A 21255-nucleotide genomic window follows, 5' to 3' on the forward strand; every position below is an offset into this window, starting at 1 on the left:
AGCCTCGGCGTCCCGCAATCCAGGTCCGTATCGTCGCCAAAGAATCCTTCGAGGGGTCTTCGGCTCAACTGATTTCGATCAAAGCCATTTGATGACACTTGCGCGAACCATGGATGCTTCCGAACGGGAGTTTTCATGGTTAGCACAGGAGGCAATGCTGGGTGGAATGAGGATGCGGAGCATCCAGCGACCCGCTTTGCTGCCGACTGCGCGCTTCAGCTTGATGTCTGCAATTCCCTGCTCGCAGTTGCCGATGCATTGCCGGCGGGGCTCAATGTAAAGACGCTGGAAGTGCTTTCCAAGCTCACCCCCGTGACGTGGACTTCGCACCTTGCGTTGCAGAACGAAGCGATCATTCCACTCATCGTCCGGCGGCAAGAACAACCAGAGGCTTTCCTGGCACGTTTTGATCCGTTTGCCAGGCAGCATATCGAGATTTCCAGCCTGAACGATGAATTGGTCGATTTCTTTCGGGCGATATCCGGCGGCGAGCGCGTCGAGAACAACATGATCGGCTATCTTATCCGCAGCGTCGCGGATCGCCGGCGCGAGCACGTCGAATGGGAACGGGTTCTCCTTGGTCCGCTACTGCCGCAAACGCTCGCTCCCGCGGAGCGGCGCATGTTTATGGAATGGTCCGCAGCCAATCCCTGGCCGTACGATGATTTCAAGAGGCTATCGATCTCGAACCTGAATTGATCAAGGTCAATTTGCCCCGCCGAGCGGGAACGCCATCATGGCCCCTTCTGAGGGGGTACTGGTGAAACCCACGCGCACATGGATCGTGATTGCCGACGGTAGCGGTGCCCGCATCCTGCAGGTGGACGGCGATGGTCGCATCTATCTGGAGCAGGCCGTCATTAATGGCCGACACCTGACGTCTACTGACGGGTTGACGCAAATGGCCCCGCCGCAGCAGGCGCAGATGGAGCGCCCTGGCGCCGCAAAAGTCCTGGAGAATTTGTTTGCCAGCCAGCTCGCTGCGATCTTGGCAGCGCAGCTTCGCAACGGTGCGTTCGATCGGCTGGTTCTTATCGCGCCCTGCACCATGCTGGAGAAGCTGGCGAAGATGATACATCCGGACGTGAGGGGGACGGTGATCTTCGAAAGCGACAAAGACCTCACCAACGTTCCCGGGCACGAGATCGTTCGTTCGATCCGCGAAGTTGTGCCGTTGCCGCTCTAGGAAGTGGTCCTTTGCGGCTGCTTGATCGGCTTGTCAGCCACACCGAGCGCCTTCAAGGCGGACGGGTTCCAGATCACTTCGCGCAGGGCCGGATCTCCGGGGGCGGGCCGGCTCGCGAAACCAAGGTCGGCCGCCATGTCGAGCATGTGTGTATTGGAGGCGTGGACCAGCCCACTGATCTGCTCGACGCCTTCATGCTGCGCATAGTCCAACAGCGTCGACATGAGCTGCCAGCCCAGTCCGTGGCCGTGAAGATCGGAGCGCACAATGATACCGAATTCGCCGCTTGTCAGATCGGGGTCGAGAACCAAACGGGACACGCCGAGAAGCTCGCCCGTCGCCTCGGCTATGGCGACGAATGCCATTTCCCGGGCGTAGTCGATCTGCGTGAGAGCCGCGAGAAAGGCGTGCGGGAACGTTTTCCGGCCGGTGAAGAAGCGCAGGCGGACGTCGTCTTCCGAGACCAAGGAGAAGAATTTCACATAGGCAGATTCATCCTCGGGGCGCACCGGGCGAACGACTACCTTGCCGACCGCGTCTATCTCAATCTGCCGATTCAGTTGGGCGGGATATGGCCGGATGGCGAGCGGCGCGCGCGGGCTTAGATGTTCGTCCGCAAGCTTCATGCGCGCATCGATCGCGATGACGCCATCCTTGTCGACAAGCAGCGGATTGATATCCAGTTCGCGGATCTCAGGATGATCGATGATCAGGTCGCTAATGCGCACGAGCGTGTCGGCGATAGCCTCCAAGTCTGCCGCCGCGTGATCGCGATAGCCATGCAGCAGCTTCGAAATACGCGTTCCGTCGATCATCCGACGCGCCAGATCCATATCGAGCGGGGGCAGCGCGAGGGTGCTATCGCGGAGAACCTCAACCGCGACGCCGCCGGCGCCGAACAGCAGCATCGGGCCGAACGTGGCATCAACGCTCATGCCAACGATGGTTTCGGACGCCTTCGGCCGCTTGACCATGGGCTCGACGGTGAACCCGTCAATGCGGGCTGCCGGCAATTTGGCTTTGATGACGGCCAGCATGTCGATGGCGGCTTGTTCGGCTGCTGTTTCCGACGCCAAGTCAAGATGTACGCCTCCGACATCCGACTTGTGCGAAATATCGGGTGAAGCAATCTTGATGACGCATGCGTCGTTGCTTTTCAGGATCGCGGCTGCGGCAAGCCGAACTTCGGCCGGCGAGAGCGCAAGGACCGCCTTATCCGTCGGGATACCGTAAGCCGCCAACACTGATTTGGTTTCCATCGCGGAGGCGACCGACCGGCCGCTCCGAAGAATTTCTGCAATCTGCCGCTTCGCGGCCGGGACGTCGTATTCGCGCCGGGCTGCCGCCGCCTGGGGCGTGCTCATCAGTTCGGATTGCGTTCGCGCGTGGTTGACGAGCTGCATGAATCCGGTGACGGCGGTCGATGTCGAATCGAATGTGGGGACCTTGTTGGTCTCGAATAGTTCGCGGGCTTCACGGACGGCGCCGTCGCCGAGCCAACACGTCATGACGGGTTTCGCTACGACGCGTTCGGGGTTTGCGGCGACCTCCTCGACGACAGCTTTGGCGGCATCGGTTGCCGATATCGTTGCCGTCGGACAATGCAGGACAAGCACGGCGTCCGCATCGTCGCTCTCTAGCAAAGTGTGCAAGGCATCCGCGTATCGCTGCGTCCCTGCGTCGCCGATGATGTCAATCGGATCGCCGTGCGACCAGGTTGCGGGCAGCACCTTGTTCAAGGCGGTGATCGTATCCGGGCTCAATGTGGCGAGGGTGCCCTGCCAATCCTGAAGCTCGTCTGTGGCAAGCACTCCCGCGCCGCCGCCATTCGTCAGAATAGCCAGCCGTTCGCCTCGCAGACGCGGCACGCGCGACAATGTCTCGGCGGCCGCAAAGAGTTCATCGAGCGTCTTGACGCGGAGGACGCCGCAGCGCCGAAACGCAGCATCATAAGCTGCATCCGATCCGGCCAATGCTCCGGTGTGGGACATCGCAGCGTGCGCTCCGCCCGCGTGCCTACCCGTCTTTACGACCACAACGGGCTTCAGCCGGGCGGCGCGGCGAGCGGCTGAAATGAATTTCGGCGCGTGGGTTACCGCCTCGACATAGAGAAGAATGGCGCGCGTATGAACGTCGGTCGCAAGAAAATCGAGCATATCACCCAGGTCGACGTCCGCCATTTCGCCCAGCGAGACGACATGCGAAAATCCGATGCCGCGCCCCGCCGCCCAGTCGATGACGGCTGTCACCAAGGCGCCGGATTGCGAGACGAATGCCAGATCGCCTGCCAGCGGTGCACGGTGAGCGAAGCTGGCATTGAGACCAATTCCTGGCACCATCAGGCCGATGCAGTTTGGTCCGAGGATCCGCAGGCACGTCGGCTGGGCGGCGGCCAGCATGTCCTTTTTCTTGTCGCCAACGCCAGCGGCGAGCGCAACGACAGCTCGCGTCCCTAATGCGCCCAGTTCACGTACTATATCAACGATGGTTTCCGATGGCGTAGCGAGCACGGCGAGGTCCGGAACCCCGGGCAATTCGGCAACGGACGTGTAGCACCGGTGGCCATCGATCTGCGCGTGCTTCGGATTCACTAGGAAGATAGGACCGCTGAAGCCGCCTTCCATTAGATTTTTCATAACCGTGGCGCCGACCGACCCGGCGCGGGGGCTCGCACCGATGAGTGCAACCGAGCGCGGCGCGAACAGATAATTCAAATTGCGAATGGTCATGAAACCTATTCCTCACCCCGGCCGACTTCGACTGGGTTGCAAACAACAATTTTTGACGTTTTTTCCATTGCGTTGCATCAAACTTTTCGACCTCGAACCGCCTATAAAGAGCGTAGTCTCAGCGAGGTAAGGGGAATTCCCGTGCATATGCCAGCCAGCCCGCAGAAGGCGCTAACCGGGCCGCATCTGGAGACCGTCGCGCTTCTCACCGATCAATCCGATCGCAAGTCCGAGATCGTTGCCGTGCCCCCTGCAACAGCGCCTGTTGCCGACGGATCGGATCTCGACCGTTACATCCGCTATCTCATCGCGCGGATGACAGCCGGGCTTTCTCCTGCAGCGTGCGTCAGCGCCTATGCGGACTGGGCGATGCACATGGCGTCCTCTCCCGGTCTTCAGCTCGAGCTCATGGGTGAAGGCCTTCGGCAGTGGATGCGCCTGATGGCCTTCACGCAAGGTGCAGCGCTCGGCGCCGAGACGGCACCGACCGTCGTTCCGCAGGCTCACGATCATCGTTTTACATCCGAAAGCTGGAAGCAATTCCCGTTCAATGTTTTTGCCGAGGCGTTTCTGCTCGCGGAAGAGTGGTGTCATTCGGCTGCAACAAATGTGCGAGGCGCGGAGAAGCAGAACCTCAATCGCGTGGATTTCATCAACCGGCAGATGCTGGACGTGTTCGCGCCAGCTAATTTCGTTCCGACCAACCCTGACGTCCTGACACGAACGCAATCCGAGGCCGGCCTCAACCTTGTCCGCGGTTACTTCAATTATTTGGACGACCTCAAACGCCTGCGTAGCCGCGAGATCCCCGAGAGCGCTGAGGACTTCAAGGTCGGTGAAAAAGTGGCGATCACACCGGGCAAGGTCGTCTTCCGCAATCACCTGATCGAACTCATCCAGTATGAGCCGACGACTGAGAAGGTTCAGGCTGAGCCGCTTCTGATCGTCCCCGCCTGGATCATGAAATATTACATTCTGGATCTCAGGCCAGAGAACTCGCTCGTGAAGTTCATGCGCGACCAGGGCTTCACGGTCTTCATCGTCTCCTGGCGCAATCCGGACGCGTCCGATCGTGACATTGGCTTCGACGACTACCGGCGACTCGGCGTTTTGGCGGCCGTGGACGCAATCAGCAAGATTACCAGCGGCGCTAAGATCCATGCTGCGGGATATTGCCTGGGCGGCACGCTCCTTGCCGTAGCGGCATGCGCCATGGCCAATGCGAACGATGATCGTATTGCCTCGCTGACGTTTATCGCGGCGCAAGCCGATTTCCGCGAAGCAGGCGAACTCACCCTTTTCATCGATGAAAGCCAGGTCTCGCTCCTCGAAGATATGATGGCCGAACAGGGCTTTCTTGATAGCGCGCAGATGTCCGGCGCCTTCCAGCTTTTGCGCTCCAATGATTTGATCTGGTCGCACGTCGTCAGCGATTATCTTCTCGGTGAGCGCCAACCCGTTTTCGATCTTCTCGCCTGGAACTCCGATGCGACGCGAATGCCTTACCGCATGCATTCGGATTACCTGCGGTCGCTCTTTCTGAACAACGACTTGGCGGAAGGACGAATGAAGGTCGACGGCAGCGCAATCGCGCTCACTGATCTGCGCCCGCCGATCTTCGCCGTCGGGACCGAAACGGATCACGTCGCGCCATGGCGGTCCGTCTATAAGTTCAACATCTTGAGCGATACCAGCGTCACGTTCCTGCTGACCAGCGGGGGGCATAACGCCGGCATCGTCTCGCCACCCGGACTGCCGCATCGCTCCTATCGGATTTCAACGAAGCAGCCCAACGACAAATTCGTCGATGCGGATCGTTGGCAGGCCATTACGCCAAAGCATGACGGGTCGTGGTGGCCTGCGTGGTCCCAGTGGCTGAAGGTACGCTCGACTGGATTGGTCGATCCCCCGTCGATGGGTTCGCCCGAAAACGGCTTTGGGCCTTTGTGCGCGGCGCCGGGGACGTACGTTCTGCAAAAATGAGCGTTGACCTCCGTCAAGGTGGCGAAGGTCTCGAAGTTGAATATGAAGTTCATATGAAACGGTGCAAGCATAGGAGTACCGGACATGCTTGATCATCCATCAAGGCATACGGCGACCAACATAAGCCTCACCGTGCCGGCACCGGGTATCGCGCCCATGTTCCACGCGTTGAACCCGATGGCCGCATATATGGAATTCTGGAAGAACTCCGCGTTTCAAGTCGGCGGCGATGTTGCGCAGAGTTGGTTCCACTTCCTAGGCGAGCGCTGGCTGCGCGACCTTAAACTACCGCAACAAATCGCCCAGTGCCGAACCGCCGGCGACGTCGGAGTCGCTGTTTCCGAGTTCTGGCAGCAAGCGTACCGCGATTATTCCTCCGAATTCGAGGAGATCGCCGATCTGACCTGGAGCGCGGTGCGCGCGCCACTGAACAGCGTGAGTGAGTGCGCTTCTGGGAATGGCGAGAAATGCTGCGGCAAGTGCTCATCGTAGCGAATCCAACCGAGCAAGGAGAAGCGTGATGAAAGCCAGCGATGTAATGACGACCAAGGTCGTCACGATCGGCCCGGACAGCTCGCTCAGCGACATGATCAAGTTGATGCTCGATCACCGCATCAGCGGCCTGCCGGTTGTGAACGCCGAAGGCAAGCTCGTCGGCATCGTAACCGAGGGCGATTGCCTGCGGCGGACGGAAACGGGAACTGAGGTGAAGCGCTCATTCTGGCGCGATCTCATGACCGGATCGGAAACACTGGCTGCGGAATACATCCGATCGCATGGACGCAAAGTGTCCGAGGTGATGACACCTGACCCTGTCGTCGTGGCGCCGGACGAAGATTTGAACGAAGTCATCCACCTGATGGAGAAGCATCAGGTCAAGCGCGTGCCCGTTGTCAGGAACGGGACCGTGGTCGGAATTGTGAGCCGTGCAAATTTATTGCAGGCTCTGGCGGGATTGATCGGCGATGCGAAAGTGGCGCAAAGCGATGCGAAGATCCGCGAGGGCGTCATTGCGGCACTCGCAACGCTACCTTGGGCTGCCAACGAATTCCTCAACGTGACTGTCAAAGACGGAAACGTCGATCTTTGGGGATGCTTCACTGCCTATCGCCAGGACGAAGCGGCTATCGTGGCAGCGGAGAACGTCGCCGGAGTCAAGAAGGTCCGCAGTCATCTGTCTTGGGTCGATCCGATGTCGGGAATGGTCGTCTATTCGCCCGACGACGAGAGTGCTCCCCTCGTGCGTTCCAGCGCATGAAGTGTTTGCTCGATTGAGACATCCGGCGGCGCGCGCTACAAACCATGCGCCGGCGAATTCCAGCGAGAGAAGCGCCGTTGATGAAAGCCATGGTCTTCCGCGCCGTCGGACAGCCTTTGACTCTCGAAGAACGGCCTAACCCAATTCCGCGCAGCGGCGAGATTTGCGTGCGCGTTGAAGCGTGCGCCGTTTGTCGCACGGATCTTCACGTCATCGATGGCGATCTGCCTAATCCAAAACTTCCCATCGTTCCGGGGCACGAGATCGTCGGCGTCGTCGAAGCAATCGGAGCGGACGTAACCGATCACCGAATTGGACAGCGCGTCGGCGTTCCGTGGCTCGGCCACACGTGCGGCCACTGCAGCTATTGCCTCTCACACCGTGAAAACCTGTGCGACTTTCCGCTCTTCACCGGATACACGCGCGACGGCGGGTTTGCGACGCACGTGATCGCGGACGCTGAGTTCGCTTTTCCGATGGAGGGTTTTGCCGATCCCGTCGCGGCGGCGCCGCTGATGTGCGCCGGGCTTATCGGATGGCGCTCATTGCGAATGGCGGGAAGCGGCAAGCGGATCGGCATCTATGGCTTCGGCGCAGCCGCTCACATCATCGCGCAAGTCTGCGTATGGCAAGGTCGCGACGTCTACGCCTTCACGCGTCCCGGGGATGAGGAAGCGCGCGCCTTCGCACTATCCCTTGGCGCGCGTTGGTGCGGAGGTTCGGATGAAGCGCCACCCGAACAGCTGGACGCCGCGATCATCTTCGCACCCGTCGGGGCTCTCGTGCCAGCCGCCTTGCGGGCTGTGCGCAAGGGCGGCCGGGTGGTGTGCGGCGGCATCCACATGAGCGATATCCCGCAGTTTCCCTATGACCTTCTTTGGGAGGAGCGCGAGGTTCTGTCGGTCGCAAATCTCACGCGGGAAGATGCCAGAGAGTTTCTGACGATTGCGCCGCAGGCCGGCGTTCGCACCGCGACCACCGTGTATCCGCTCGCGCGCGCGAATGAGGCCCTCGCCGATCTCACGGCAGGGCGCTTCTCCGGCGCCGCCGTGCTCGTTCCATAAATTCGCTTAGCCGGCGCGGAGTTCAACTTCCGGAATTGCAGGCCGCGGCAAAGAGAGCTTTTCGACCGGCGCCAGCACCGTTGCCATTCCCGTGATGACTTCCTTGCCGTCCTGATTGACGACCCTGCAGGCGAAATTCACCCGATTGTGCGACGGAATCTTTTCTGAAACCGTGAGCGTGACTGTCAGATCGTCGCCGATGCGCACGGGGTGGCGAAACTGCAGTGTTTGGTCGAGGTAGATCGTGCCCGGGCCAGGAAGCTTCGTGCCGAGCACTGTCGATATCAGCGCGGCACCAAGCATGCCGTGCACAACGACGCCGTGAAAGATGTCGGTCTTGGCATACTCCGGATCGACGTGCGCCGGATTGACGTCACCGGAGACTGCAGCGAATAACTCGATGTCGCGCTGCGCGAACGTTCTTAAAAGCGTTGCGCTCTCGCCGATCTGGAGTTCATCGAACGTGCGGTTGGTCAGCATTTCCACGAGCAATTCTCCGGCTTATCCGAGGATGTGATAACCGCGATCGACGTAGGCTATATTTCCGGTCATCCCCTGGGCACCGTCACTAACAAGGAACGTCGCGACATTGCCGATGTCCTCGATCGAGACCAGCTGATGTTCCGGAAGCCGTTCGCGCGTATGTTCGAGCAGTTCGTCAAAGCGGTCGATGCCGGACGCCGCCCGCGTCATCAGAGGCCCCGGCGAGAGGGCGTGAACGCGGATGTTTTTCTTTCCAAGTTCGGCGGCCATGTAACGAACCGAGGATTCAAGCGCTGCCTTGACCGGCCCCATCAGATTGTAATCTTCGACGACCTTCTCGGCACCGTAGAACGTCACGGTCAGCAGGCACCCTCCGCCTGACATGAGCGGCTCTGCGAGGCGCGCCATGCGAATGAAGGAGTGGCACGACACGTCCATCGCCAATGCGAAGCCTGCTTGCGTGCAGTCGACGACACGGGCGTGAAGATCGTCTCTCGGCGCAAAGGCGATCGAATGGAGAAGGAAATCCAGCTTGCCCCAATCCTTCTCGATGCGCGCGAAGACTGCTTCCAGTTGGCCTGGCTCGCGAACGTCGCACGGCACGATAATGGGGCTGCCAAGCGCTTCAGCCAGCGGCCGGACGAACGGCTCGGCCTTCGCGTTCAAATAGGTGACTGCAATCTCGGCACCGTCTTTGCGCATGGCGCGGGCACAGCCAAACGCGATGCTATGCTCGTTGGCGATGCCGACAACGAGCCCCCTCTTACCGGCAAGCGACATGTCAGCCCCGCGTCAATCGCCGACTGTCGCCAGAAGAGAACCCGGGTCGATGACACTGTGCTCGCCGCGGACGATGGTGATGCGGCCGTCGCGAGGCGCTGTGATTTCGTGCAGTGCATCTTCGATGCGCACTTCGGCGACGGCGCGACCGGCAGATACCATCGAGCCATCTGGGATCAGCCAGCGTACGACCATGCCTTCGGGAAAGATGCTTGATGCCCAAAGGGCTTCGTCGACTTTGATTTCCGACATCGCTAGCTCCAGATCTATCACGCGAAGGCAAATGTCGCACCCTCGTGTGAAGATCTTTTGCTGCGTCAGCTCGCTTGCGGAATGATCTCGATCAAACTTTCACCGCACTGCATAGCAGCGCGGTGAAAACGATCCGACATATTTTGGTACGCGCGGAACTATGCGTTAATGTTGCGCGCCTGAAGCGCCATCGCGATCAGCGCGACACCCCCGAAGATCATGTTTATGCCGACGAGTAGGCCGATGGCCCACGCCGCCGAAGATGGCAGGCCGAGAAAGATCATACCGCCGAGCACGAGATCGACGATGCCGCTAAGGAGCATCATGACCCATGATCCCGGCAACTCGCGGCGATGCTCGAGAGCGAACATGATCGAAGCGATGCCCTCGATGATGAAGAAGGCAACGAGCACGATCGTCAGGGAGACCGCGCCGGTTCCCGGTGAGAAGAGGAGAACGAGGCCCGCTGCGATACCGATGATGGCCGACAGTAGAGACCACCAGAAGCCCGGCATGGGCCGCATCGAAAAAGTCGTATAGAGGCCGGCGATCCCGCTGAAGAGCAAGAGCCAGCCGATGAAGAACGTCACCGTCAATGTTGCGATGGGTGGGACGATGATCGCGGCCGCACCGAGGACGACGAGAACGATGCCCTCGATGAGAAAGAGCTTCCAGTTGGTACGGAGCGACGTCATCAGGGCTACCCTGAGACCGCGAGCGTCCGTGGGGTCGAGTGACATTTTCAAAAACTCCCGAGTTGGCGCGAAACGCAGCGAGCACGTTGAGCGAGCCGAATCTTACGACAATTCGCAGCGGTGTGCCTGACTGGTCCGCAAGGTCGTGAATGACCGGCGAAGGATGAGCTTAAAATGCTTTCATGTCGTTGATACTTCGTCACGTTCGGCCGCGACGTTGAGCGCAGTTTGTTTAGCGCCAGTAAATCAAGAGTTCCGCTGAGTTGTAATAGCGTCCGAGAACAAAAAAGCCCGGCGTTGAACGCCGGGCTTCGTCATTCGTGTCGAAGCGTCGCTCAGGCGAGCTTCTCGCCCATCGGCAGGTTCCGCAGCCGCTTGCCCGATGCCGCGAAAATCGCGTTGGCAAGAGCCGGCGCGAACGGCGGGACGCCCGGTTCGCCGACGCCCCCCGCGTGCACCCCCCAAGGTGCTTCGATGATGTGCACGTCAACCTTCTGCGGGTAATTGCTCATGCGCGTCACGTTGTAGTCGAAGTAATTGGATTGCTGGACGGCACCGTTCTTGAACGTGATACCGCTATATAGCGCGTTCGACATGCCCATCACGGCGGCGCCTTCCATCTGCGACCGGATCCGTTCCGGATTGACGTGGAAGCCGCAGTCGATGGCCGACGTCACGTGCGGAACGCGAATGGTGCCGTCGTCATCGATCTTCACGTGGACGACGCTCGCAACATAGCTCGCAAAGGAGCGATGCGCGGCGATGCCCATGCCTTCGCGCGCGGGCAAGGTTTTCCCCCAACCGGCCTTTTCGGCGGCGACGCGAACGACGTTCTTCAGTCGCGCGGTATTGATGGGAAATTCCTCGTAGGGTTCGCCGTAATTCCAGAAGTCGTCGGGGAAGCCCGACGCTTTCGGATCGATGTGGCGGTCAGGACCAATCAGCTCAAGAAGGAAATCCTTGGGATCGCGACCGATCTTATGCGCGACTTCGGCGACTGCGGACTGCACGGCGAACGCCCGCTGGACATTCGAGACGGATCTGAACCAGCCGATACGCGTGTGCGCCATCGCCTGTCCGTTCTCGCAGCGAACGTTAGGCACATCGAAGGGCACGTCGACGAATCCCATCCCGTACTCGATCGGGAACTGATAGCCGTCGTCTTGCTTGAATGTCGAGACGATGGACGGCGCAACGGTGCGGTGACGCCATCCTGTAACTTTGCCCTTGTCATCAAGCGCTACGTCGATCCGTTCGACCGAAGTCGTGTGATAGAACGAATGCTGGATGTCATCCTCGCGCGTCCATTGCAAAAGCACGGGTGCGCCGTCGAGCTTCTGAGACAACAGCGCTGCTTCGAGCATGAAGTCCCACTTCGACTTGCGACCGAAGCCGCCGCCGAGCAACGAGACGTGAACCGTTACGTTCTCGATCGGCATCTTCAAAGCTTCGGCGATGTCCTTGCGGGCACCGTAGGGGCTCTGAACGCAGGACCAGATCTCAGCCTTGCCGTCAGCAATGCGGGCAATGGCGACGAGCGGTTCCATCGGCGCCTGCACCAGATGCTGGCTGTGGTACTCGGCCGTGACGATATCCTTGGAGGCAGCGAAGGCCGCATCAGGGTCGCCCTGGTTGCGCAGGACCTTGCCTGGCTTTGCTGCCGTTTCGGACATTTCCTTCGTGAAGGAATCCGAATTGTAGCTGACGTTTGGACCGTCTTCCCACTCGATGGTCAACGCGTCGCGGCCCTGCATCGCGGCGTAGGTCGAATCGGCGACAACGGCGATGCCGCCGAGCTGAGCGAACTTGCGCGGCACCGCGAAGACGCCGGCGATTTCCTGCACCGAATGCACCCCCGGCACCTTCAGAGCCGCTGAAGCATCGTACGATTTGATCCTGCCGCCGAGAACCGCGGGGCGGGCCATCACGGCGAACTTCATTCCCGGCAGACGCACATCGGCGCCGTAGCCGGCTTTGCCGACCGTGATGTTATGGAGGTCGGCGATCTGGACTTCGCCTTTGCCCATCAGCGTGAATTCGTCCGGCGACTTGTAGAGGATGGTTTCGACCGCGGGCACAGGTAGCGCCATCGCCGCTTGGGCAAGCTCGCCAAACGGCAAGACCTTGCCCGTCTCCTTCTTCTCGTTGTCGAGCAGTACGACTTCGTGGTTGCGGGCCTGGCACATAGCGGGATCGACGTTCCACTTTGCGGCAGCCGCGGTCTCCAGCATCTGGCGCATCGCCGCTCCGCATTGGCGCATCGGTTGGATGAAGTGGCGCATGCTGCGCGAACCGTCGGTATCCTGGTTGCCGTACCGAGGCTCGTCTCCGGGCGCCTGCACGAGATGCACGCGCGACCAGTCGGCACACATTTCGTCAGCAACGACCATCGGCAGGCTCGTGCGAATGCCGGTTCCCATTTCGCTTCGATGCGTGACGATCGACACATCGCCGTTCGGCGCGATGGCGATGAAGACGTGCGGGTCGGCGACGACACCGTCCGGCATCTTAAGGCCGCCGGTCGGATAGGGCTTATGCGCTTCCTTCGCGTCCACCAGCGATAAACGCACGGAAAGCACGAACGCGCCTACGCCAAGAATTCCGGTCAGCAGGCCGCGGCGGCTGACATTCGAAATTTCTGCGTCGATCACTGGCGTTCTGCCGCGATCAGCTTCAGCTTTGAGATATTGCAGCATGATCAGACGCCTCCTGCAGCAAGACGGACGGCTTCGTGGATGCGCTGGTAGCATCCGCACCGGCAGATATTGCCGGACATGGCTTCGACTATTTCAGCGTCGGATGGTGCGCGGTTTTTCGCGAGCAGACTTGCGGCCTGCATGATCTGCCCGGCCTGACAGAAACCGCATTGCGGAACGTTGACCTTGCGCCACGCCTTCTGCACCTCGTGGTCACCTTCCGGGCTCAAACCCTCGATGGTCGTCACGGATTTGCCGGCGACTTCGGTGAGCGGTACCTGGCAGGACCGAACGGCGACGCCATCGACATGCACCGTGCATGCGCCGCAAACGCCCGCGCCGCAGCCGAATTTTGTGCCAGTCAGATTGAGCATGTCGCGCACGTACCAGAGCAACGGCATATTGGGATCGCCGTTGAACTCGTGAGCTTCCCCATTGATCGTCAGTGATGGCATTTGACGCACTCCTTCTCAGATCGTGTGCCGGCCTTGACCAGCATGTTTTGGCGCAGCTTCCGTTTGCGCGCGGCGATTCTCACGGCGCCATTAAGGTCAGCGGCCAGACATAGACTTGGCCCATGACGAGCAATCCCACGAGCGCTGCCAGCGCGAGGGAATGGAAGAAAACAAAGCGGAGGATTGAACCTTCGTGGCCGTACCATTTTGTTGCTGTGGAAGCGACGACGATAGACTGCGCGTCGATCATTTTGCCCATGACGCCGCCGGCGCTATTAGCTGCCGCCATAAGGACCGGGCTGATGCCAAGTTGCTCTGCCGTGATCTTCTGCAGGCCACCGAACAGCACATTCGAGGATGTGTCCGATCCGGTAAGCGCGACACCCAACCAGCCGATCATCGTGCCGAAAAACGGGTATGCCCAACCGGTATGAGCGAGCGTCAGGCCCAACGTCGCATCGCTGCCGCAATAACGCGTGACGAAGCCGATCGCCATCATGCACGAAATCGTCAGCAGCGAGTAACGAACCACGTAGATCGTCTTGGCGTAGTTGCGAACAAGATCACGCACACTAAAGCCCAGGAACAGCCCGGAAATAATTGCAGCGATCAGGATGCCGGTGCCGGTCGCGGACAAGATATTGACGTTGAAGATCGCCGCTTCGACGTGGGGCGATGGCACGACGGGTGGAACCTTCTGCACCATCTCGTGCAATCCAGAAACGGGAATTTTCTGGATCCACAAACCATCAAGGCCGGCGCGGACCTGAGGCGTTCCCCAGAAGAAGACGCAGACCGCGAGGATGAGCCAAGGCGTCCACGCGCGACGTAAATCGGCGAACGAATGAGCGGGTACCAGATCGTTCAGGGGCGTGACCATTTCTGGCGCGCCGGGCAACTCGGTCATCGGCGTGGCCGGCTGCCAAACCTTCAAAAAGAGCGCGAGGGACGCCATCGAGATAAGCGCGGACACAACGTTGACGAGCCACGGTCCGTGAAAGTTCGACACCAGATACTGCGGAACTGCGAAGCTCACCGCCGCAACAAGGATCGGCGGCCAAACCTCAAGCATTTTCCGAAACCCGACGAACGCCCAGATCAGCCAGAACGGAACGATGATTGCGAATGGGACGAGTTGGCGGCCGACCATCGCGCTCAATTCGTGCAGATCAAGTCCTGTTACGGCAGAAAGCGCCACAAGAGGCGTTCCCAGAGCACCGAATGCAACCGGCGCCGTGTTGGCGATCAGTGAGAGCCCGGACGCAGCAAGCGGCGGAAAGCCCAAGCCGATCAGCAGGGCCGATGTGACGGCGACAGGGGTTCCAAATCCAGCGGCGCCCTCGAAGAAGGCTCCAAAAGAGAAGGCAACGAAGAGCAGTTGCAGACGACGATCATTGCTGATGCTGCCTATCGAGCGCTGCAGGACTTCGAACTCGCCCTTTTCGCTCGCAAGCCGATAAAGAAAAATGACGTTGAGGATGATCCACCCGATCGGAAGAAAACCGAAGGCGGCGCCATAAACGGCTGCCATTCCCGCCATTGGCACGGGCATGCCATAGGCCAGAATGGAAACCAGCAATGCTGTCGCAAGGCCGAGCAGTGCCGCGAGGTGCGCACGGACTTCGAAAATCCCGATGCTCGCCAACAGAACCACGACGGGGAGCAGAGCAATCGCCGCTGAGAGCAGCATGTTTCCGAAGGGGTCGTAGACTTGTGACCACATGCGACCCGTTTCCCCCAGTCATCACCGCTGCTAGACTTCGGCGTTCTTTTTGGTCAATTTTTTATACCAGTACTTCCGGATGGTCAAATCGGGTGACCTGCTATAGCCAATAGGCAATACCGCGCGCCGACGAGATTCGATATCGAGGACCGGCACGCCCAACCGAGGTTCAGGCAAATGCTTGCCGTGCGAACACCAAAAATAGCTGACGCCATCGCGGCTCATATCGAGAAGCTCATCCTTGAGGGAACGTTGCGGCCCGGCGAAAAGCTCGCGCCCGAGCGCGAGCTTGCTCTCACGCTCTCGGTCTCGCGGCCGTCGCTGCGCGAAGGCATCGACAAGCTCGTTGCCCGCGGTCTTCTCACGTCATCGAAAGGCGGAACGTTCGTGGCGCAATTCTTGTCGCCGATCATGGCGCCCCTCGCCAACCTCTATCGCGACAATCCGCAAGCTTCAGCCGACTATTTCGAGTTCCGTCTGTGTGTCGAGGCCCGCGCCGCCCGCGATGCTGCGCTGCGCGCTACCGACGTCGAACGCGATGCCATCCGCACCTGCCTTAAAGACATGCGCAAGGCCCATAAACTTGAAGATTGCGATCAGGAAGCTGAAGCCGACGTCAATCTGCACATGCTCGTGTACGAGGCGGGACACAACTTCGTGGTTCTACATGTGATGCGAGCCATGAGCGAGCTTCTTCGCAACAACATCTTCTTCAACCGGCGCAATCTCTATCTGAAGGACGGCGTCCGGGAGAAACTCCTGGGCCAGCATATCGAGATTGGGGAGGCGGTCCTCGCCGGCGAGCCCGAAAGGGCCGAGAGAGCGGCTGGCGATCATATTCGCTTTGTTTTCGACACGGTCTCAGAAATCCAGCGGGCCAATACGCGGCTCAAGACGTCGCTGATGCGGGCCAAGCGAAGCGATTTTCTCGCCGATTGATCTTCTATGATGAAGGCTGCAGACTGAGATCTTCGGAGCGATCTTCGTCCGCCACCGAACATTTGCGCCATGATTTGGCCGCAAGCTATTCACGCCAGCTTCATACCATCGCCCTTATCCCCCTGCTCTAGCGCAATAGTCTGCATGCATCGCGTGCCGCGCGACTGCCGTCGGCGCGTTCGCCAAGTTATCGAATATGGGACACATCCCTCCCCCGGACGCGATAGAAATTGAGGAAATGCCATGAAAGCCAACCGACACGCCGTTCTAGTTGCGGCCTCACTTCTGGCAGCCATTGCGGTGTCGCCTTCGATCGTCAAAGCCGATGATCAACCGCCGCCTCCGGGCAAGGACAAAGGGGAAAAGGAAAACAAGCATCGGAACAAAGAGGATCGCGGCGGTGGTGGCGAACAGCGGCAGTGGAAAGGCGGGCCGCCGGACCAGCAGGGCGGCGACCGTGAGGGACGTCAGGGCAAGAATCGGGAAAGACCGGGCAAGCCTGAGTTCGGCCAGCAGGCGCCGCCACAACGAAAGCAGTTTAACGGGGGCGAAGGCGGAAACCCCAATCCCAATCCGAACGCCTTTGTGAAGCCGCAGCCAAATTTCCAGCCGAAGCCCAAACCTCCGGCGTTCGACAACGCCGTCGTGCCGCCGCCCCAGAAGCCTCAGCAGCCGCCCAACCAGGGCCAGCCGCAATTCAATAATGAGTTCGGGCATAAGAAGAACGAGCGGGATCGTCACAAGGGACAGGCGGACCAACAGCAACAACAAGACAAAGTTTGGAAGCGCGCCACGCCCGGCGTGCAGCCACAGCCGCAACCTCCGCCGGCACCAGTCGGCAACCCCGGTCCCAATCCGGCTCCCAATCCGGGTCCGAACCCTGGACCAAATCCGGGGCAGTTCAATTCGCAAAAGCCCAATTTCGTGCAGCAGCCTCCGCGGCAACCGCTCTCGGCGGAAGAATCCAAGAAGCGGTTCGAAGCTCTTCGCGGTCAGCGCAAGGAAGTGAAGTTTGACAACGGCAAGGGTGTCGTCATCGAGGAACCCGGCAAGCGCCGGATCTTCCGCGAGAACAATCGCGTGTTCATCCAGCACGACGATACCGAGCGGCTGAGGCGAGTTGCACCAAACGCTCGCTTCGAGAAGGGCAAGGGCGGCACCAACATCGCCGTCATCGACCGTCCCGGCGGCTACAAGATCTATTCGGAGACCGATGCGAACGGCCAGTTGCTGCGCCGCTATCGACGCGGGCCCGATGGCCGCGATTTCATCATCATCGACAACCGGCGTCGCCATCGCGACAATTTCGGTCGCGACCTCGCGGCAGGCGTCGGCATCGGCGTTGGAATTGTTGCTGGAGCAGCGATCTTGAATTCGGTGCTCGACGTGCCGCCGCCGCGCGTCACGATCCCGCGCGACGAATACATCGTCGACTACGAGCGCGCGAGCGATGAAGACGTCTACGATGCGTTGAGCGCGCCGCCGGTCGAAGATTTCCGCGACCGTTATACGCTCGATGAAATCCGGGCGACGGTTGCGCTCCGCGATCGCATGCGGCGCATCGATCTCGACGACATCACCTTCGATTTCGGCTCATGGGAGGTGAACCCCAGCCAATACGGCAAGCTGGACCGCATCGCGCGCGCGATGCGCCGGATCATCGACAGAAACCCCAACGAGGTTTTCATGATCGAGGGTTATACGGATGCCGTCGGCTCGCAGGAGGACAATCTCTCGCTATCCGACCGCCGTGCCGAATCCGTTGCGGAAGTCCTCACCCAACAGTTCCAGGTTCCGTTCGAAAACCTGACAACTCAGGGCTATGGCGAAGAGTACTTGAAGGTTCCGACGCAGGCGCCTGAGCGTCTCAACCGGCGCGTCGCCGTCCGGCGGATCACGCCGCTGCTGGCACGCGGCAATGGCGGCCCTCCGCCGCCGCGACCGGACGACCGGCAACCGGCTTACGATGACCGTCAAGGCGGTCCCGATGACGGTGGCGGCTATGACGAGGGCCCGGGAGGCGATGACGGCCCGCCGCCCCCGCGCTAAGTGAAGACGTACTCAATTGATCGTGCCGCCTCGGGTCTGACCGGGGCGGCATTTCCTTTTTGAACAAAAAAACGCACCGGCCGAGGCCGATGCGCAAGATTGGAAGGACGGATAGAGGCTCGACATCGATTCGAGCCTTGGCGTGTCGTAACCTCGTCGAATTCGTGATTGCGGGCTCAGCCCCCCGCCGCCGCACGGCCGGCGGTGACACCAGACATGCGTCAGCGTACAAGGATTGCGCACGCCTTGCATAAGCCTCGGCCCGCAAGTGACATAATTGAACTCGATAGTTCGATGTGATTTGCACACGTCGGCGGTCAGCGCCGAAACTCGGGGATCCTGATGTCGTCTCAATACCCTGCGCCGCCGCCGCTGCCGTCGTTGCAATCGCAACGGCCGAGCTTCGAGCGCGCACCCCTCGGATCCGGACCTCGCCGTGGTCCACCGCCTCCAGGCGGCCCTCGCCGTCCACCGGTTCGCAGGCGCGGCGGGATCCTGTCAGCGTTTCTTTATCTCATTGGGTTCGTGGTCATCGTTGCGGGGGCAGGCATCGGCTATCTGGTGCTCAATCCGCCAAGCGATTTCATCCGCGATAAGATCACGGAACAGGTCAAAGCGCGGACGGGGCGCGATCTCGTTATCGCCGGGCGAGCTTCGTTCGACTTCTTCCCAGTGATGGGAATTTCGCTGCACGACGTATCGCTTTCGGGTCCCCCGGACATGCAGGGCGCACTGCTGCATGCAGATGCGCTGCAGGCGAGCGTCGATCCGATGTCGCTGCTCGACCGTCAGCCGAAGATCAACTCGGTTACCCTGAAGAAACCCGTCTTCGATCTCCGCGTCGATAAAGACGGCCGCAAAAACTGGAAGTTCGCGGCTCTCTCTGCTCCAACACGCGTTGCCGAGTTGCAGACGTCCGGGTCACGAAGCGATGTTGGCGCGTTCGATGTGGCTGCGGCAGATGGCGGCGGCGGTTCGATCCCCGGGGGGCTCATCACAAATGTCCAACTGGACGAGGTCAGCCTGGAGGACGGCACGTTCCGCTTTACCGACGAGCGCAGGGGTCGCGTATCGGAGGTTTCCGGCGTCAACGTGAAGTTCGGACTCCCCTCGCTGGAAAGTCCGCTTGTGGCCAACGGCGACTTCGTGTGGCGTGAGCAGCGGCTGCAATTCGGCGGCAAGGTCGAGAACGTTCGCGGCCTGCTGATGAATGCGCCGGCCCGCTTGGCGTTTACCGCCAAGAACGCGTTGATCTCCGCATCCTACGACGGCGACGTCACAATAAATGATGGCGCATCGCTTGAAGGACGCGTTTCGGCCGATGCCCAATCGACGCGCAATCTGGCCGAGTGGTTCGGAACGCGGCTTCCCCCCGTCAGCGGGTTTGGTCCTTTATCCATTCGCGGAAAGCTGCAAACGGCAGACAATGTCACCGTGTTCTCGGACGCCACGTTCGCGCTCGATGGCGAGACGGCTAAGGGAACGATCAAGGTCACGACCGGCGGCGAGAGACCGTTCGTAGAAGCCAATCTGGCGATCTCGGAGCTCGATCTAAACAAGTATCTCACGAGTGCCGTCGTCGGAGAGCTGGCGAAAGAGGATGCGCCGTCCGCGCCGGCGCAAGCCGCCCCTGCGGCGCCTGCCCAGCCGGACGAAATCCAGAACCTGCTGCAGAAGCAAGGGACGAAGGTTTACGCATTCGAGCAACGCGCTGGATGGTCCAGCGAGCGATTGAATTTGACGCTTCTTGGGATTGCGGACGGCAATGCACGGGTGGCGGTCGGCAAGCTCCGTTTCAAGAACGTCGCCATCGGGCAATCTTCCGTCGATCTCGCGGTCAAGAACCGGACAATGCAGGCCAAGTTTACCGATGTCGCACTTTATCAGGGTCGTGGCCGCGGCTTACTGACGGTCGATGGCTCGGCCGGCACGGCAAACGTCGGCGCCAATTTCGATCTTCAAAGTGTCTCGGCGCTGCCGTTCCTGAAGGATGCGGCCAACTTCGGCTGGGTGGCAGGCAAAGCCAACGTCAAGCTACAGCTCGCAGCCAACGGGGCGAGCCAGCTGCAGTTGATCGAGAGCCTGAATGGCACGGCGGGCTTCCAGTTTTCCGACGGCTCGATCGTCGGCTTCAACCTCCCCGGCGCACTGCGCGGGCTTTCGCAGGGGAACTTTGGTGCGCTTCGCACTTCGCCAAGCGAGAAAACCGACTTCAGCGCGCTAGCGGCCAATTTCACCGTTACGAACGGCGTCGCCCAGAACCAGGATCTGCAGCTCGTCAGCCCGCTGCTGCGCGTGACGGGGAGCGGTGTCATCCACATGCCGGAGCGGACGGTTGACTATACCGTCAAGCCGAAGCTCATCGCGTCGCTGGAGGGGCAAGGCGGCGATGCGCAGGCCTCCGGTATCGAGGTGCCTGTGCGGATCACAGGATCCTGGGACAAGCCAAGCTATCATCCCGATCTCAGCGGCGTTCTCGCAGATCCCAACAAGACGATGGATGCCGTCAAGCAGATCGGCAAGAAGCTCAAGGGCAAGAATGCCGACGAAATCGTCGACAGTCTGTTCGGCAACAATGGCGACGACGATCCCTCGACCGAGAAGACGAAGAAGAGCGCGAAGAAGCTGCTCAACAAATTTTTCGGCAAGCAGGACGATCAAAATTAGCGGATTTTTTACAGCTGCGTTGCGCTTCAATGACGCGAAAACCCCGACAGCGAAGCGGTGCGAAAGCTTCCGTTAAGTCGCTGGTGCGTCATGCTGAAAAAAAATTGGCGCAGGGCGAAAAAAGATCTTGCGTAGGGGGGGGCATCGGCCTCATATGCACCCTCTCTCGTCTGTCCACCTGCCAACATGGTCGAGGTTTCCCAGAACCAATGAGGTAAGGAGCGGGCGAGTCAAACCTATCTGCTGGTTGGGGAGGGTCACATGGCCTTTAATGACACCCTCTTCCAATTGGGGAT

At 60.2% G+C, this 21255-nt stretch carries 17 protein-coding genes; 9 read left to right on the forward strand and 8 right to left on the reverse strand.

The window, feature by feature from the left end; genetic code table 11:
- Nucleotides 1–135: 135 nt before the first annotated feature.
- Together EKK30_RS01545 and EKK30_RS01550 are read left to right on the forward strand one after the other, a co-directional pair.
- Nucleotides 136–699, forward strand: a complete 564-nt coding sequence (locus tag EKK30_RS01545; RefSeq protein ID WP_290979221.1) for a hypothetical protein — start codon at nucleotides 136–138, stop codon at nucleotides 697–699.
- A 37-nt stretch (nucleotides 700–736) separates the two neighbouring features.
- A complete protein-coding gene (locus EKK30_RS01550) occupies nucleotides 737–1186 on the forward strand; it encodes a host attachment protein (RefSeq protein ID WP_290979224.1) in 450 nt (149 codons plus the stop codon).
- On the opposite strand, the gene EKK30_RS01555 is transcribed toward EKK30_RS01550, so the two are convergent.
- On the reverse strand, nucleotides 1183–3915 hold the full coding sequence (locus EKK30_RS01555; protein WP_290979227.1) for a bifunctional acetate--CoA ligase family protein/GNAT family N-acetyltransferase: 2733 nt from the start codon (nucleotides 3913–3915) through the stop codon (nucleotides 1183–1185). The two genes, EKK30_RS01550 and EKK30_RS01555, sit on opposite strands and share 4 nt — an antisense overlap.
- Nucleotides 3916–4062: 147 nt before the next feature.
- Between EKK30_RS01555 and EKK30_RS01560 the strand changes: the two genes are divergently transcribed.
- The 4 genes from EKK30_RS01560 (at nucleotide 4063) to EKK30_RS01575 (ending at nucleotide 8220) form a co-directional block, all read left to right on the forward strand.
- Complete coding sequence (locus EKK30_RS01560; protein WP_290979337.1) at nucleotides 4063–5898, forward strand: alpha/beta fold hydrolase; 1836 nt, start codon at nucleotides 4063–4065, stop codon at nucleotides 5896–5898.
- Nucleotides 5899–5982: 84 nt separating this feature from the next.
- Nucleotides 5983–6390 (forward strand): hypothetical protein, encoded by a 408-nt coding sequence (locus EKK30_RS01565; protein ID WP_290979230.1) that lies wholly within the window; start codon nucleotides 5983–5985, stop codon nucleotides 6388–6390.
- Nucleotides 6391–6418: 28 nt separating this feature from the next.
- Entirely contained in the window at nucleotides 6419–7156 is a 738-nt protein-coding gene (locus EKK30_RS01570) for a CBS domain-containing protein (RefSeq protein ID WP_290979234.1), read from the forward strand.
- A gap of 80 nt (nucleotides 7157–7236) precedes the next feature.
- Entirely contained in the window at nucleotides 7237–8220 is a 984-nt protein-coding gene (locus tag EKK30_RS01575; protein ID WP_290979237.1) for a zinc-dependent alcohol dehydrogenase family protein, read from the forward strand.
- A gap of 6 nt (nucleotides 8221–8226) precedes the next feature.
- On the opposite strand, the gene EKK30_RS01580 is transcribed toward EKK30_RS01575, so the two are convergent.
- The 7 genes from EKK30_RS01580 to EKK30_RS01610 all read right to left on the reverse strand — a co-directional run bounded on the left by EKK30_RS01580 (nucleotide 8227) and on the right by EKK30_RS01610 (nucleotide 15304).
- The gene (locus EKK30_RS01580) at nucleotides 8227–8700 is read right to left on the reverse strand and encodes a MaoC/PaaZ C-terminal domain-containing protein (RefSeq protein WP_290979340.1); all 474 of its coding nucleotides are present in this window, start codon (nucleotides 8698–8700) and stop codon (nucleotides 8227–8229) included.
- Between the two features lie 21 nt (nucleotides 8701–8721).
- Nucleotides 8722–9483 carry an enoyl-ACP reductase FabI gene (fabI, locus tag EKK30_RS01585; protein WP_290979240.1) on the reverse strand — a complete coding sequence of 254 codons (762 nt, stop codon included), beginning with the start codon at nucleotides 9481–9483 and terminating at the stop codon, nucleotides 8722–8724.
- A gap of 12 nt (nucleotides 9484–9495) precedes the next feature.
- On the reverse strand, nucleotides 9496–9735 hold the full coding sequence (locus tag EKK30_RS01590; protein ID WP_290979244.1) for a lipoyl domain-containing protein: 240 nt from the start codon (nucleotides 9733–9735) through the stop codon (nucleotides 9496–9498).
- Nucleotides 9736–9893: 158 nt separating this feature from the next.
- The gene (locus tag EKK30_RS01595; protein ID WP_290979247.1) at nucleotides 9894–10475 is read right to left on the reverse strand and encodes an HdeD family acid-resistance protein; all 582 of its coding nucleotides are present in this window, start codon (nucleotides 10473–10475) and stop codon (nucleotides 9894–9896) included.
- 290 nt (nucleotides 10476–10765) lie between these two features.
- Nucleotides 10766–13126, reverse strand: coding sequence for a molybdopterin cofactor-binding domain-containing protein (locus EKK30_RS01600; RefSeq protein ID WP_290979250.1), 2361 nt, complete (start codon nucleotides 13124–13126; stop codon nucleotides 10766–10768).
- Nucleotides 13127–13128: 2 nt separating this feature from the next.
- Nucleotides 13129–13581 (reverse strand): (2Fe-2S)-binding protein, encoded by a 453-nt coding sequence (locus EKK30_RS01605; RefSeq protein ID WP_290979253.1) that lies wholly within the window; start codon nucleotides 13579–13581, stop codon nucleotides 13129–13131.
- 79 nt (nucleotides 13582–13660) lie between these two features.
- The gene (locus tag EKK30_RS01610; protein ID WP_290979256.1) at nucleotides 13661–15304 is read right to left on the reverse strand and encodes an L-lactate permease; all 1644 of its coding nucleotides are present in this window, start codon (nucleotides 15302–15304) and stop codon (nucleotides 13661–13663) included.
- A 177-nt stretch (nucleotides 15305–15481) separates the two neighbouring features.
- Between EKK30_RS01610 and EKK30_RS01615 the strand changes: the two genes are divergently transcribed.
- From EKK30_RS01615 to EKK30_RS01625, 3 genes are all read left to right on the forward strand, one after another.
- Nucleotides 15482–16243, forward strand: coding sequence for an FCD domain-containing protein (locus tag EKK30_RS01615; protein ID WP_290979259.1), 762 nt, complete (start codon nucleotides 15482–15484; stop codon nucleotides 16241–16243).
- A 243-nt stretch (nucleotides 16244–16486) separates the two neighbouring features.
- Complete coding sequence (locus tag EKK30_RS01620; protein ID WP_290979262.1) at nucleotides 16487–18292, forward strand: OmpA family protein; 1806 nt, start codon at nucleotides 16487–16489, stop codon at nucleotides 18290–18292.
- A gap of 342 nt (nucleotides 18293–18634) precedes the next feature.
- Complete coding sequence (locus tag EKK30_RS01625) at nucleotides 18635–20959, forward strand: AsmA family protein (protein WP_290979265.1); 2325 nt, start codon at nucleotides 18635–18637, stop codon at nucleotides 20957–20959.
- Nucleotides 20960–21255 lie beyond the last annotated feature (296 nt).

This window comes from Hyphomicrobium sp. (assembly GCF_003987855.1).
In the GTDB taxonomy this organism is placed as follows: Bacteria; Pseudomonadota; Alphaproteobacteria; order Rhizobiales; family Hyphomicrobiaceae; genus Hyphomicrobium_B.